The organism is Gallibacter intestinalis, assembly GCF_014982745.1.
GTDB classification, from domain to species: Bacteria; Bacillota; Clostridia; order Peptostreptococcales; family Anaerovoracaceae; genus Gallibacter; species Gallibacter intestinalis.
On record NZ_JADCKA010000011.1, the window covers coordinates 36,750 to 52,014 of the forward strand.

At 40.5% G+C, this 15,265-nt stretch carries 15 protein-coding genes and 1 pseudogene; 3 read left to right on the forward strand and 13 right to left on the reverse strand.

What is annotated here, in order from left to right; translation table 11 throughout:
* A complete protein-coding gene (gene ruvA / locus INF20_RS06560; RefSeq protein WP_226385577.1) occupies positions 1-600 on the reverse strand; it encodes a Holliday junction branch migration protein RuvA in 600 nt (199 codons plus the stop codon).
* Complete coding sequence (ruvC, locus tag INF20_RS06565) at positions 597-1,109, reverse strand: crossover junction endodeoxyribonuclease RuvC (RefSeq protein WP_226385578.1); 513 nt, start codon at positions 1,107-1,109, stop codon at positions 597-599. The genes ruvA and ruvC overlap by 4 nt, the downstream gene beginning before the upstream one ends.
* Before the next feature lie 140 nt (positions 1,110-1,249).
* Here ruvC and argR point away from each other — a divergent pair, with 140 nt between their 5' ends.
* A complete protein-coding gene (argR, locus tag INF20_RS06570) occupies positions 1,250-1,699 on the forward strand; it encodes an arginine repressor (protein WP_226385579.1) in 450 nt (149 codons plus the stop codon).
* 25 nt (positions 1,700-1,724) lie between these two features.
* Positions 1,725-3,338 carry a DNA repair protein RecN gene (gene recN, locus INF20_RS06575; RefSeq protein ID WP_226385580.1) on the forward strand — a complete coding sequence of 538 codons (1,614 nt, stop codon included), beginning with the start codon at positions 1,725-1,727 and terminating at the stop codon, positions 3,336-3,338.
* Positions 3,339-3,392: 54 nt separating this feature from the next.
* On the opposite strand, the pseudogene INF20_RS06580 reads toward recN, so the two are convergent.
* The 10 genes and pseudogenes from INF20_RS06580 to mgtE all read right to left on the reverse strand — a co-directional run bounded on the left by INF20_RS06580 (position 3,393) and on the right by mgtE (position 13,411).
* Positions 3,393-3,695, reverse strand: a pseudogene (locus tag INF20_RS06580) (YerC/YecD family TrpR-related protein).
* A 65-nt stretch (positions 3,696-3,760) separates the two neighbouring features.
* Positions 3,761-5,407, reverse strand: coding sequence for a single-stranded-DNA-specific exonuclease RecJ (gene recJ / locus INF20_RS06585; protein ID WP_226385581.1), 1,647 nt, complete (start codon positions 5,405-5,407; stop codon positions 3,761-3,763).
* A 3-nt stretch (positions 5,408-5,410) separates the two neighbouring features.
* Positions 5,411-6,568, reverse strand: a complete 1,158-nt coding sequence (locus INF20_RS06590; protein ID WP_226385582.1) for a murein hydrolase activator EnvC family protein — start codon at positions 6,566-6,568, stop codon at positions 5,411-5,413.
* An 89-nt stretch (positions 6,569-6,657) separates the two neighbouring features.
* The gene (locus INF20_RS06595) at positions 6,658-7,758 is read right to left on the reverse strand and encodes a murein hydrolase activator EnvC family protein (protein ID WP_226385583.1); all 1,101 of its coding nucleotides are present in this window, start codon (positions 7,756-7,758) and stop codon (positions 6,658-6,660) included.
* 24 nt (positions 7,759-7,782) lie between these two features.
* Positions 7,783-8,676, reverse strand: coding sequence for a permease-like cell division protein FtsX (gene ftsX / locus INF20_RS06600; protein WP_226385584.1), 894 nt, complete (start codon positions 8,674-8,676; stop codon positions 7,783-7,785).
* A complete protein-coding gene (gene ftsE / locus INF20_RS06605) occupies positions 8,669-9,409 on the reverse strand; it encodes a cell division ATP-binding protein FtsE (RefSeq protein ID WP_226385585.1) in 741 nt (246 codons plus the stop codon). Before ftsE ends, ftsX begins: the two co-directional genes overlap by 8 nt.
* Positions 9,409-10,341 (reverse strand): transketolase family protein, encoded by a 933-nt coding sequence (locus INF20_RS06610; RefSeq protein WP_226385586.1) that lies wholly within the window; start codon positions 10,339-10,341, stop codon positions 9,409-9,411. The genes ftsE and INF20_RS06610 overlap by 1 nt, the downstream gene beginning before the upstream one ends.
* Entirely contained in the window at positions 10,341-11,159 is an 819-nt protein-coding gene (locus INF20_RS06615) for a transketolase (RefSeq protein WP_226385587.1), read from the reverse strand. Before INF20_RS06615 ends, INF20_RS06610 begins: the two co-directional genes overlap by 1 nt.
* Entirely contained in the window at positions 11,156-11,995 is an 840-nt protein-coding gene (locus tag INF20_RS06620) for an NAD(P)H-hydrate dehydratase (protein WP_226385588.1), read from the reverse strand. The genes INF20_RS06615 and INF20_RS06620 overlap by 4 nt, the downstream gene beginning before the upstream one ends.
* 24 nt (positions 11,996-12,019) lie before the next feature.
* Positions 12,020-13,411 carry a magnesium transporter gene (gene mgtE, locus INF20_RS06625; RefSeq protein WP_226385589.1) on the reverse strand — a complete coding sequence of 464 codons (1,392 nt, stop codon included), beginning with the start codon at positions 13,409-13,411 and terminating at the stop codon, positions 12,020-12,022.
* Positions 13,412-13,660: 249 nt separating this feature from the next.
* On the opposite strand from mgtE, the gene gdhA reads away from it, so the two are divergent.
* Entirely contained in the window at positions 13,661-15,007 is a 1,347-nt protein-coding gene (gene gdhA / locus INF20_RS06630; protein ID WP_226385590.1) for an NADP-specific glutamate dehydrogenase, read from the forward strand.
* Between the two features lie 168 nt (positions 15,008-15,175).
* Here the strand turns inward: gdhA and INF20_RS06635 are convergent, their stop codons facing one another.
* A complete protein-coding gene (locus INF20_RS06635) occupies positions 15,176-15,256 on the reverse strand; it encodes a transposase (protein ID WP_226385405.1) in 81 nt (26 codons plus the stop codon).
* Positions 15,257-15,265 lie beyond the last annotated feature (9 nt).

Genomic DNA, 15,265 nt, shown 5'->3' on the forward strand with positions numbered 1-15,265 from the left:
TTAAAAATTCCTCAAAGCAGCTCTGATATAATCTTCAATAGTCAGATTTTCGCCGCTGACCGATGCCACTGCATCAGCTGCTTCGTTTCTTGTATATCCCAACTCCATAAGTGCATTTATTGCTTCCTCGGAAATCGATACCCTTCCGTAAGCATTAGCTTTTACAGCCGATGAACTGCTGTTAGCTATATCTGCGCTACCGTAATGGTCCTTAAGTTCAAGAACTATTCTCTGTGCAGTCTTTTTACCGATTCCCGATGCCTTTGTAAAGGCTGCCGAATCTTCAAATACAATAGCTCTTTTAATTTCTTCGGCTGGCATAACGCTGAAAATTGCCATTGCGGCCTTAGCTCCTATTCCGCTTACACTGATAAGCTTTCTAAAAACAGAAAGAGAGCCTCTGTCAGAAAAACCATAAAGACTCATATCGTCTTCTTTAACCATGAGAACAGTATACACCATAACCGATTCTCCGGTGTTTTTTAAAAAGAATGGGCTGTTTGCCGCCACATTTATCTCATATCCTATTCCTGCGGCAGTTTCCACCGTAATAGTGCTGTCGCCTTTATAGGTTAAGCTGCCTTTAACAAAATCTATCACCTTATTCCGCCTTTCATAAGTTGATTCATCATTCTTCTACCGTAAGCACTGTGACCGTGACATATGGCTGCCGCTAGGGCATCTGCCGTATCATCGGGCTTTGGCACTTCCTTAAGATTTAAAATGGTCTTAACCATAAGCTGCACTTGCTTTTTATCAGCTCTGCCGTAACCTGTAAGAGCTTGCTTTATCTGTAGAGGTGTATACTCCTCTATTTCGATTCCGCTGTTGGCACAGGCTAAAATAGCTACTCCTCTGGCCTGTCCTACCTTGATTGCAGTTTTAGTATTGGTATTAAAAAAAAGTTCTTCCACCGCCGCTGCATCAGGATTGTACTCATCTATAATCTCCATCAGAGAATAATAGAGATGTTTTAGCCTGTCGGGCATACGTTCCTTGGCATCGGTGGTCACAGAACCGTAATCTATGACTTCAAATCTATTACCTTTTTTCTCAACGATCCCATATCCCAATATAGCATAACCGGGATCTATGCCTAATATCCTCATTTTTAACTCCTGTTTTACTCACGAGATTATACCATACAAACATATGTTTGTCCACATTTGATATTGAAAGCAACTGACCTCTAATGTATAATTATTTCATTGGATTGTGTAGATAGTAGCTATAAAAAAGGAAGATTAAAATGCGTTATTCACGACAGAATAAAATCCTCGAGCTTATCTCAAGATACGAGGTTGGAACACAGGAAGAACTCTGCCAGTTACTTAAAAGCAGCGGCTACGATGTTACCCAGGCAACTGTTTCCAGAGACATTAAAGAACTGCAGCTAGTTAAAACCCTGTCTTCAGAAGGAAAGTATAAATATGCAGTATCCACTGCAGCAGACGGTCCTGCCAACGACAGGTTCGTTAAAATCTTTAAAGAGACGATTTTAAGCGTAAAAAGTGCTGGTAATATAGTTTTAATCAAAACACTGGCCGGCTGTGGTAATGCTGCCGGCGAAGCCATTGACTCACTTGGTATTCCAAATACCATAGGCTCCGTTGCAGGAGATAATACCATTTTACTGGTGGCCGAAAGTGAGGAATGTGTTCCTGACATTTTAGAAAAATTCAACGAAATACTCTCATGAAATCTTATACGGAAGAAGGATAGCAATGATAAATCATCTAAGCATTAAAAATTTTGCAATAATTGAAGATGCGGAAATCAATTTTAACAAGGGTCTAAATATCATTACAGGCGAATCCGGTTCCGGAAAATCCGTTGTAGTTGAAGCTATGAGTCTGGCACTGGGATGTCGTGCTGATTCATCGTATATAAGAACCGGAGCTGAAAAAGCTGTAATCCAAATGGTGGCAGAATATCTCCATACTGAATATGTAATAACTAGAGAGCTTTCCACCAACGGCAAAAATATATGTAAAATCAATGGAGAAATTGTAAGTCTGTCTCAGCTTCAAGAACTGACAGGCAAAATTGCCGATATTCACGGCCAGTATGATAACCAATCCCTTCTTGATTCATCAAGACATCTGGATTTAGTTGATAAGTATGAAAAGAATACAATAGCTCCTTATAAGTCAAAGGTCAGTGAGTTGTATAATTCCTACAGAGAAATTACTGCCAGAATAAATAAGCGACAGGAAACTCTAAATGAGCTCAACAGAAAAAAAGAGCTTATGGAATTCGAATATAACGAAATCATTTCAGCAGACCTTATGCCAGGTGAAGATGCAGATCTTACTGAAAGGCTTACGGAAGAAAAAAATAAAGAAAAGATTTACAGAGGCTTTGAAGAGGCATATAACCTTTGCAGCGGAGAAGAAAGTTCCATTCTCTCTCATGTAAATGCTATACAAAGTTCTCTAAAAGACATCAAGGACATCTCAAAGGATGCCGCCGAATTGGAATATGAGTTTTCAGACATCTATTACAGACTTGACGATATCATAAGCCGCGTAAGACGAAGCAAGGACAGGCTCTCCTACTCTTCAGATTCACTTGACGACATTTTAGGACGCCTAGACACCATTAATTTCCTCAAGCGAAAATACGGAAATACCATAGACGATATACTGAACTATGCGGACAAGCTTAAATCTGAAATCGGAAAGATAGATAATCTGGACTCAGATATTTCAAGTATGTTGATTGAACAGGAACGCATAGGTGAAATGCTTAAGCGCACCACCGATCAGCTGTCCGAATTAAGAAAAAGAAGCGCCGCCTCCCTTGAGGAAAAGATTCAAAAAGAGCTTTCTGATCTTAAGTTTGACAACGCTAAGGTAAGCATAGAAATAACACGCATGGACAAATATACTGCCAATGGAATTGACAGAGCTGAGTTTTTAATAAGCACTAATGTGGGCGAACCTTTAAAACCGTTGTCTAAAATCGCTTCTGGCGGTGAAATGTCCAGAATAATGCTGGCATTTAAAAATATCATTGGCGAATATGACGGTATTGGTACTATGATATTCGATGAAATCGATAACGGTATAAGCGGTCAGACCGCCAGCGTCGTTGGTAAAAAGCTTTTGGATATTTCCGAAAAACATCAGATTATATCCATAACTCACCTGCCACAGATAGCTGCCTTAGGTAACAACAATTACAAGATAATTAAAGAATCCTATGGATTTACCACAAATGCCACTATAAAACACCTTACAGAGCACGAAAAGGTTGAAGAAATTGCAAGACTTCTCAGCGGTGACAGTATAACTGATGTGGCTTTGGAAAATGCCAAGGCACTTATCAATTACTAAAATACGGGTTTGTATGAAACTGTAATTTCATACAAACCCGTTCTTTTATTTCCTTTATTTTTCTTCTTCCTGCATTCTTTTAAGTACTATTTTATAACCGTCTGCTCCATACTGCAGGCACTTGTTTATTCTACTTATGGTTGCTGTGGAAGCTTTAGTCTGCTGTTCGATTTCATTATATGTCCTACCGCTGTTCAGTAACTTTGCCACTTGCAATCTTTAGGCAATAGCATGAATTTCATTAACAGTACATATATCTTCGAAAAATCTATAGCATTCCTCCCTGTCCTTCAGCAAAAGTACCGCATCAAACAGTTCATCCACATCTTCTCTTTTTAGCTTTGATTCGTAGGACATTTCTACACCCCTTTCTGTGCTTTAGCACTTTACAGCAGTAATTATATCATCGAGTAAAGTTACCGTCAACAGAAAGAGATATCTTTCACTGTCATCTGTATATCCCTTCTTCCGTTCCATCTGTTAAATGCAAAAGTTCCAGTTATATTTAACAAAACACCTTTATCCATTTTAGATGTTACCTCTTCAGGTACATTGAACATCACGCAGGCGACTCTGTTTCCGTCAGTTGCTTCCACCGTAAATCTCATATGAATATTATCAGAACCCATGTAGCTCATGTAAACCACCCTGCACTTATTTATTGCAAATACAGGTTTTTCATTTCCCGCTCCAAAAGGCTCCAATAGTTCCAACTCTTCGACAAGATTATCCGTGACATCACCACCGGAAAGTTCCATATCAAAGCTAATCTCACAATCTTTTTTATCTGCCATATCGCAATGAATTTCAGTCATTTCTTTTTCAACGGCTTCTCTTAAAAGATTAAGATTTTCAATCTTGATTGTAAAACCGCAGGCTCCCCTATGACCTCCAAATTTTTCAAATAACTCCTGGCATTTGGAAAGAATTTCATGGATATCCACATCTTCAGTACTGCGACAGGTCCCTTTATAAGTTCCATCCTTTTCCGTAAGAATTGCCACAGGCTTATTGCAATAATCCTTCATCTTTCCTGCAACTATACCTGCAACTCCCTCATGGGCTCCCTCTAAAACTATAAGTGGAAAAAGACAGTTACTATATTCCACTTCATATACAGTAATACATCTTTGGTAATCCCTTTCCTGAATCTCCTTTCTCAATGCATTAAGTTCTATGAGGCTATCTGCTATCTCTTTAGACTTAACAGTATCCGATACAGTAAAAAATTTAACGGCCATATCCGCGTTTCCCATGCGTCCGGCAGCATTTAAGTTCGGAACTATTCCAAAGGATATATCTTCAGCGGTCATAAACTGACTTCCCTTTCCTATTTTATTTATAAGATATTCCAGTCCGGGTCTTTTATTGGTTCTAATACGATTTATTCCATACTTTACAATAGTTCTATTTTCGTCAACCAAAGGCACCACATCTCCGATAGTTCCTAGAGCTACTATATCTAAAAGATTGTTTATCGTATTCTTTGAAAGTCCCATCTGCCTCTGTATACCCTGTGCCAGCTTAAATGCCACACCGCATCCTGCAAGGCCGTCAAAGGGATAAGGACAGTCTTTCTGTTTTGGATCTATAACAATGCAGTCAGGAATATTTTCCCCGATGTTATGATGATCAGTAACAATAACATCCATTCCCAGCTTCTTTGCATAGCTTACTTCTTCTGCTGAGGTTATACCGCAGTCAACTGTAATCAGCAGCTGTGTCCCCTGTTCATATATGTTTTTTATTGCGTCGATATTAAGCCCATATCCTTCATCAAATCTTCCAGGAATATAGTAACTGATATTTTCAGATATATCATCGAGAATAGATTTAAGAACACTTACAGATGTTACACCATCAGCATCATAATCGCCGTATATACATATTCTTTTATTATTTTTAACTGCGTCAACTATAAGTAAGACCCCTTCTCTCATACCTTTCATGAGGAACGGGTCATATGTGCGTAAAGGCTTAGGAGACAGGAATTCCGTTATATCCCTGTCTCCTGTGATACCTCTCTTATAAAGTAGATTTAAAACTATTTCATTGATATTTTTTTTCATATATTATAAATAATTTCTCGGATCTACAGCCTTACCATTTACACGTACCTCAAAGTGACAATGTACTCCTGATGAGTTACCTGTACTACCAGCATACGCTATGGTCTGGCCTTGACTTACAGTCTGTCCAACGCTTACAGCGATTCCACTGTTATGAGCATAAGCTGTAGAGATACCGTTACCATGATCAATTACAACAAGATTTCCGTAGGTTCCCTGCCAACCTGCGTAAATAACTCTACCGCCTTTAGAAGCAAGTATTGCTGAACCATATGGAATACCGGCAATGTCCTTTCCCAGATGAGGAATTACATCCCATGCAGGATCAAAACTCCCAAAATCTCTAGAAGTATATCCACCTGCGGCACATGGCCAAATAAAGCCCTGTCCTGAAACAGAAGCTGGTGGATTATATCCGCCTCCGGAGCTTCCTCCTCCACCGCTACTGCCGCTGCTTCCTGAAGATTGTGCTTGGTTTATTATCGCTTCCAATGCAGCTGAGTCAGCTCTCCAGTCTTCTATCTGTCTATTGAGATCAGCGTTTTCAGACTGTATTTCAGCTCTTGCATCGGCTAAAGCTGAATAGTCAGCATTTAAAGCTTGCTGCTTTTCATTAAGCTCGCTTTGTTTTGCCTGCAAAGTCTTTGCCATTTCATTTAACTGTTCATGCTTTTCCTTAAGCTCAGTTACAATATCCTTATCGTTTTTGAATATGTACTGAACAATCGAAAAGTTGTTCATTAGGTCAGATACATTCTCTGAACTCAGTATTACATCGACAAAGCCCATACTGCCACTTTTATACATGGTTCTCAATCTGTCGTTGAGTGCCTTGTTACCTTCTTCAAGCTCATTAGCAGCATCTTGAAGGTTGCTATTGGCTTCAGCGACCTCGCTTTCGAGAGCGCTGACCTCGCTTTCTGCTTTATCAATTTTACTCTCCAAATCAGACATATCTTCCTCAATTTCTGATTTTTTACTGTTGTTTTCGTCAATCTGATTTTGAGCGTTATTGATTTTGTTCTGCAAGCTCTGCTGAGTTTCCTTTGCATTTGCTGAATAACTACCGAAGGCTATTCCAAATGTCATCAGAAACGCAGTAGCCAAACAAATAATTTTCTTTGCTGTCATTTTCCCCTCAGATGTCGTTTTTCCTTTCATACATTCACTCCTCACATTGATTACTCCATGTTTCGGTTTTATGTTAGATAAATTTATGTTAGATAAATTTATGTTAGATAAATTTTATATTAGAGATAGTTCCTAGGGTTAACCGTATGTCCGTTAATTCGCACTTCAAAGTGACAATGTGAACCAAAGGAATTACCGGTGTTACCCGCAAGAGCTATAGTCTGACCTCTTTTTACAATCTGTCCATCAGAAACAAGTATGCTGCTATTATGGGCATAAGCAGTAGCCACACCATTGCCATGGTCTATTATTACAATATTACCATAGCTCCAATGCTGTCCGCCAGTAGCTATAACCATACCGTCCTTAGCTGCCACCACAGGAGTTCCTGTAGGTGCCGGTATATCTATTCCCAAATGGAAATCGCTTTTACCGTTAAGCATTCTCCATCCATACTCAGATGATACCCTTGAATGACCTGGCACAGGCCACGCAAAGCCACTGCTGCTTACTGAACCTGCAGGCGGCTGATAACCGCCTCCACCTTGCTGAGCATTGTTTATCTGAGCTGCTATTGCTGCAGAATCAGCCTGCCACTGGTCAATCTGTTCCTGAAGGTCTGCATTTTCGGCATTTACCTCTTTTTTAGCTGATGCTAACTGACTGTAACTATCACCTAATGCTTCCTGCTTGGCATTAAGCTCGCTTTGCTTTGCTTCAAGAGCCTTTGCCATTTCATTTAACTCTTCATGTCTATCTTTAAGATCGGATACAATATCTTTATCGTTTTTAAATATATACTGAACGATTGAAAAATTGTTCATAAGTTCGGATACATTTTCAGAGCTGAATAAAACATCTATAAAGCCCATACTGCCACTTTTGTACATTGTGCGCAGTCTATCGCCTAAATCTTCTTCACTTTCCTCCAAATCGTCCGCAGTCTGTTGAAGCTGTGCGTTGGCATCTGCAACTTCTGCTTCCAAAGCACTGACTTCAGCTTCTGCATCTTTTATCTGATCTTCAAGATCAGACATATCTCCTTCTATATTCTTTTTCTTTTCGTTATTTTCGTCAATCTGTTCTTGGGCATTATCTATTTTGTTCTGGAGGCTCTGCTGAGTTTCCTTAGCATTTGCCACATAACTTCCACATGCCACCGCCAGCACCATGAAAAATGCCACTAGCACACATATGGTCTTTCCAAATGTCCTATTCATAACAACCTCACTATTACCCTACTACTATTTAGTATCAAGGAATCTTCTCATGGAAATCATACTTCCCCAAGCACCTATGCTAACTCCCAGAGCTATAAATATCCATACCAGATTAAAGGCAAGGAATCCCAAAGGTACCAGAGAAGTGGAGAGAATAGCTAGCACCTCTCCTCCTATTACTTTTATTACACCCGCATATATTAGGGCTACTATACCGGAAGATACTATGGCCGATATAAGGCCAATTATAATACCTTCTAGCAAGAACGGAGCCCGTATAAACCAGTTTGTAGCACCGACATATTTCATAATCACGATTTCATCGGATCTATTAAACACCGTAAGCTTAATAGTGTTAGATACCACCACAGTCGAAACTATTATCAGGAATATCATTACTATTATGGCTGCAATCTGAAATCCCTTTGTGGCTGATATCAGCTTTTCTACAGTGTCTTTGTAGAAGTTGACATCCTCAGCACCTTCGATTTTTTCTGCCTGAGCGGCAACCTGATCTGCCTTATCGAGGGCATCCACCGTTATAACAATCGAGTTAGGCAAAGGATTTTCAGAAAGCCCATCCAGAAGATATCCATTATCTCCCCATCTGATTTTCAGAATTTCCAAAGCTTCCTCTTTTGTTCTTACGGTAACGGTGTCAACCTGATCCCATTCTTCCACATCAGCCTGTATGGTTTTTATCTCCTCATCAGTTACATCGTCCTTAAAGAAAACTTCTATATTATTATAATCATTTTTAATTGTTTCGGCAGCTGTATTTATGTTTACGATTACCATAAAGAAAAGTCCCAGTATGATAAGCATTGCCGTTATGGCAAACACCGATGTAAATGTCATACCTTTGTTTCTTCCAATCTGCTTAAGTGCCTGTTTCAGAGAGTACATGAATTTATTCATCGGCTTCACCTCCCTGACTTGCAGCAGCTTTTATTTCAGTTGCCGCCGGTTTTTCGCTTCTGAGAGCGTATGCACCCACATCGTCTCTTACTATTCTGCCCTGATTTATTGTTACAACCCTCTTTTTCATTCTATCAACTATATCCTTGGCATGGGTTACCATCACGATTGTTGTACCTCTTCTGTTGATTTCCTCAAGGAGAGTCATAATTTCCCATGCAGTGGCAGGGTCCAGGTTTCCCGTAGGTTCGTCTGCTATGATAACAGCAGGCTTGTTTATAATTGCCCTTGCAATTGCCACTCTCTGCTGCTCACCTGCAGAAAGCTCATCAGGAAACATATTAGCTTTACTTGAAATACCCATAAGGCTCAAGGCCCTTGGAACCTGTTTTCTTATCTGTCTGTTGGATTTGTGAACTATTTCCATGGCAAATGCCACATTTTCAAACACTGTTTTATTTGGCAGCAATCTGAAATCCTGGAAAATCATTCCTATATTTCTTCTATGCTGGGGCAGCTTTCTGCTGGAAAGGTTCACAACCTCCTGTCCCATCACCTGAATACTTCCTTCGTCGGCTTCAATTTCCTTCATTATGAGTTTGATAAAAGTAGATTTTCCGGCGCCGCTAGGACCAACCAAAAAGACAAATTCGCCCTTTTCAATATCAATACTCACGTCCTCAAGTCCGACATTGGAACTGTATCTTTTTGTAACGTGATCAAAACGTATCATTATAAAAATTCCTCTCTTGCTTTTTTCACTATTTCGTCAGCATCCATTCCATATTTAGCCATAAGTTCTGTAGGCTTACCGGATTCCCCGAAGGTATCCATCTGTCCTACCCTTATAACCTTGCATGGTGCATACATGGAAGTTACTTCAGCAACAGCACTTCCAAGTCCACCGATTACTGAATGTTCCTCTGCTGTTATAATGCCGCGGGTTTCTCTCGCTGCTTCTATTATAATATCCTTGTCAACAGGCTTAATTGTATGAATATCTATAACTCTGACATCAAGGCCATCCTTTTCAAGAATCTCCGCAGCCTTCATGGCTTCGTTTACCATGATACCTGTGGCGATGATTGTAATATCCTTACCATCCTTAAGTTTATGGCCCTTACCTATTTCCAACTTTACATCTTCATCATAAAATACGGGAACCGCAGCTCTGCCAAGTCTTACATAAGCAGGCCCCTGCATTTCTATTACCTGAGTAAGAAGCTTTCTTGCGCTTACATCGTCACAAGGATTTACTACAGTCATACCCGGAATAGTTCTCATAAGCGCCAGATCCTCAAAAGTCTGATGGCTTGCTCCGTCTTCTCCCACAGTAATTCCTGCATGTGTTGCACATACCTTTACATTGGCTCCAGTATATCCAATAGAGTTTCTTATGATCTCAAATGCTCTTCCAGAAGCAAACATTGCAAATGTGGAAGCGCAAACTGTCTTTCCAGAAAGGGCTATGCCTGCTGCCATGGCGTATAGATTTTGTTCAGCGATACCTGCATTGAAAAATCTTTCAGGGTATACCTTTTTAAATTCTCCCGTCTTTGTGGAACCGGACAAGTCGGCATCCATTACAACCAGGTCGCTTTTCTTTGCTCCCATTTCCACAAGAACTTTTCCGTAGGATTCCCTTGTTGCTATTTTGTCTGCCATTATCTGTCACCTCCCAGTTCCTTCATCGCCTGCTCAAACTGTTCATCGTTCGGAGCTTTACCGTGCCATCCAGCCTGATCCTCCATAAAGGATACTCCTTTACCCTTATGAGTTTTTGCAATAATGGCAGATGGTTTGTTCTTTTCGCCTCTTGCATGTTCAAATGCTTTCTTTATTTCGTCTATATCATGTCCATCGATAACAGTTACATCCCAGCCGAAGGCTTTAAGCTTTTCATCAATCGGCTTAACAGTCATTACATCATCATTTTTGCCGTCTATCTGAAGGCCGTTCCAATCGATGATTGCTGTAAGATTTGAAAGCCCGTAGTGAGAAGCAGCCATAAATGCTTCCCATACTATACCTTCCTGTATTTCTCCATCACCGAGAAGTGCATATACTCTTCTTTCCTTTTTATCAAGCTTATCTGCAATGGCCATACCTACAGCAACAGAAATTCCCTGTCCCAGTGAACCTGTAGACATTTCAACTCCAGGAACTTTATCTCTTGAAGGATGACCCTGGAATTTGCTTCCCAGCTTTCTCAAAGTTAGAACATCCTCTTTAGGGAAAAATCCTCTTTCAGCTAAAGCCGCATAAAGTACAGGTGCTGCATGACCCTTTGAAAGTACAAATCTATCTCTTTCATCCATCTGCGGATTTTTTGGATCTATGTTCATTTCGTCAAAATACAGCACTGTCATTATATCAGCCGCAGAAAGAGAACCACCTGGATGGCCTGAGCCTGCAGCATGTACAGCTTCAATAACGGTCATTCTTATGTTTCTTGCGATTTCCTTTAATTCAACGGTACTCATTTGTCTCTCCCATCATTACTATTTGAAGCAAGTCGCCTGAATGCTTCAGGCACTCTGTCAGCTATATCCATGGCAGTCATGCCAATTTGTCCTATCTCTTCAGCGCATATATCTCCTGCAAGTCCGTGGATATATACTCCTATCTTTGCAGCCTCATATCCGCTGTATCCCTGAGCAGCCAGAGAAGCTATTATTCCTGTCAACACATCACCGGAACCCCCTGTTGCCATTCCAGGATTTCCTGTATCATTGACATAGATTTTATTTTCCGTAAGAACCAAAGTATTGGCACCCTTCATCACAACGGTTGTACCAAAGGCCTCCTGTATTTCACGGGCTGCCTTTTCCCTATCCTTTATATCTATGCTTTCCACTTCCAAAAGCCTTGCTGCCTCGCCCATATGAGGAGTCAGTATGATATCTGCTTGAGAAGCTTTTAAATTTCCGTATAATGAATACTTCATCACACAATTAAGTCCGTCAGCATCAAGCACTAAAGTTCCCTTATAATCGTTTAGAACCTTCTTAAGAATAGGAATGTTTGATTTTTCCAATCCTAAGCCGGAGCCTAAAGCTATAGCTTCATAATCGTTAATATCTATTACATTTTCAAAATCACGTTCAAGGCATGTTGCTTCAGGCACGCATATCTGAAGAATATTAAAGAGCTCCTTCGGAACAGCAAACCTTACTAGACCAGCTCCAGATCTGATAGCTGCCCTTCCGCACATAACTGCAGCACCTGCCATACCCACAGAACCGGACACAGCTAAAACCTTGCCGTAATCGCCTTTGTGGCTCTGTATTTTTCTAGGTTTAAGAACATTTCCGTTCATTCTTTTTCACCTCTTACACTTGTATTAACCTATCACGCCTAGGAATGCCCCTGCAAGCAGCAGGTAAGTTCCTATGGAAACCATATCTGTCAGAGAAGATATCATCGGACTTGCCATAAGAGCCGGGTCAATACCTACCTTCTTTGCAGCCATAGGCAACATACTACCTATGCACTTCGCCGCAACAACTATCGCTACCATGGCAACTGATACCGTCAAAGCAATCTGAACCTGTAACGGATCACCTCTTTGTTCTATCATAACTCTGACAAAATTTAAAACGCTTAAGCTGAGCCCTATTACAAAACTTATTCTAAATTCCTTCCATAAAACTCTCAGTGCATCTTTAAGCTCTATATCACCCACGGAAAGTCCTCTTATTACCAGAGTCGCCGACTGGGAGCCGGAATTTCCTCCTGTGCCCATAAGCATCGGCATGTAAATTATAAGTGCCGGTACGGAAGCCAGCGTCGCTTCCGATGTTGAGATTATGCTTCCCGTAAGGATATAAGAAAGCATAAGGAAAAACAGCCATGGAAATCTGTTCTTAACCTGCTGCCATACACTCATATCCAGATACTCGGTATCCGAATCATCCAATACACCGGCCATCCTTTCCATATCCTCAGTGGCTTCCTCTTCAATGACATCAAATATATCGTCGACGGTGATTATACCTACCAATCTCTTTTCATTATCAACAACAGGTATGGCAATAAAACCGTACTTTTTAAATTTCTCTGAAACTTCTTCCTGGTCTTCATATACATTTATAGAAACTATATCCGTATGCATAAGGTCAGAAATAAGCACATCATCATCGCTTACAACAAGAGTCCTTAGAGAAACTATTCCCTCCAACACTCTGCCTGCGGATTTTACATAACATGTATATACAGTCTCCGAATCCATTCCCACATTTTTTATATGGCGCAAAGCTCTCCTAACGGTCCAACTCTGTTCCAAACTTATATAATCCGGAGTCATAAGTGTGCCGGCACAGTCCTCAGGATAATTTAGGAATGTATTTATAAGACTTCTTTCGTTTTTAGGCGTCTTTTCCAAAATCTTATCCACCAGATTAGCCGGCAGTTCTTCTAGAACGTCGATTTTATCGTCAAAATCCAGTTCATCTATAATATATGATATTTCCGTATCTGTAATGGCATTTATGATTCGCACCTGGTCATCAGACGGAAGATATGAAAAAACCTCAACAGATATATCCTTTGGAAGCAGACGGAAAATAATGACTGTTTCCGTAATTCCCACTTCTTCAAGAACCTCTTCCAGTATTTCAGCAATATCAGGAGAATTAAAAACAAGGAGTTTCTCTCTTATGGTTTTGAAATGCTTTTCGCCGGCTAAAGATACTATTTCTTCTGCGGCTTCATCAAATGTTTTCTTTTCATCCATAATGAGACCTCCTTTCCGTTACCATACATAAAAAATTATACTTTTTTCTGCCTGTTTTTTCAAGAAATAATTAGTCATTCGTTATATGAATTCAGCAAATCTTCATATAATCTCTACATATATGATATCAACGCTTTACGCAAATTGTATACAATCAATACAATCTTGACGCTTTACGGCGATAATGATATTATATTAGTGTTAAATGTATCTAATTTAAAATTCTAATCAAAAAAGGAGACGACGGAGATGTCAAACAAGTACATTGAAAGAGTTATCGAAGATTGTAAAAAGAACAATCCGGGTGAAGTTGAATTTCATCAGACAGTAGAAGAAGTTCTTCGTTCACTTGAACCAGTTATCGAAAAGCACCCAGAATACGAAGAAAACGCTATCCTCGAAAGACTCGTAGAGCCTGAAAGAGGTATCACTTTCAAAGTAACATGGGTAGACGATAACGGTAAAATCCATGTAAACAAGGGATACAGATATCAGTTCAACAGCGCAATCGGACCTTACAAAGGCGGTCTGAGATTCGCTCCAAACGTATATCCTGGTATCATCAAGTTCCTCGGATTTGAACAGATCTTCAAAAACAGCCTGACTGGTCTTCCAATCGGCGGCGGTAAGGGCGGCGCTGACTTCGACCCAACTGGTAAATCCGATGCAGAAGTTATGAGATTCTGCCAGGCGTTCATCACTGAACTTTACAGACACATCGGACCTTCTACAGACGTTCCTGCAGGAGACCTTGGTGTTGGCGGAAGAGAAATCGGATACATGTTTGGTCAGTACAAGAAGATCGTAAACAGATACGAAGGCGTTCTTACAGGTAAAGGCCTTTCATGGGGCGGCCTGAACGGCAGAACTGAAGCTACAGGTTACGGTATCGTATACTATGCAAACGAAATGCTCGAAGCATGCGGCGAAAAGCTGGCAGGCAAGACAGTTGCAGTTTCCGGTTTCGGTAATGTATCTTGGGGTACAGTTTGCAAGCTGAACGAACTTGGTGCAAAGGTTATCACAATTTCCGGTCCTGACGGATACATCCTTGATGAAGATGGCGTATCCGGTGACAAGGTTGACTACATGCTCGAACTCAGAGCTTCCGGAAAGAACATCTGCTCACCTTATGCAGAAAAGTATCCTAACGCAAAATTCGTTGCTGGTAAGAAGCCTTGGGAAGTTAAGGCTGACCTCTACATCCCATGCGCAACTCAGAACGAAATCAGAATCGAAGACGCTCAGCAGATTGTTGCTAACGGATGTAAGTTCCTCTGCGAAGGTTCTAACATGTCTTCCACAAACGAAGCAATCGCTTACCTGCAGGAAAACGGCGTAGTTGTAGGACCTTCTAAGGCTGCAAACGCAGGCGGTGTTGCTTGCTCTTGCATCGAAATGGGACAGAACGCAGGCAAGACTGTATTCACACCTGAACAGGTACATGCTCAGCTGAAAGACATCATGGTTAACATCCATAAAGAATGTAAAGAAGCTGCTGAAGAATACGGCTTTGGTTACAACCTGGTAGCAGGCGCTAACATCGCAGGATTCCTGAAAGTTGCTGACGCTATGCTGGCTCAGGGCATTTGCTAATCGATCTATCGATAACTTTCACTAGAAGAAAAATTAGATAGTACAAAACGACCGGTTCGATTTAACCGGTCGTTTTAATTTTACTTTGGTTCTATGTCAAATGTTGGGGTAGAACTCATAAAATGAGATCATAGGCTGGCAGAGTGTATATTCACTCTGTCAGTTTCTTTATGTTAATGAATGCATGATTCTTGCTCTGAATCTCTTAAAATTTCTGACTCCATAAGATACTCTCTTGATTACTTTTATCTTGTTGTT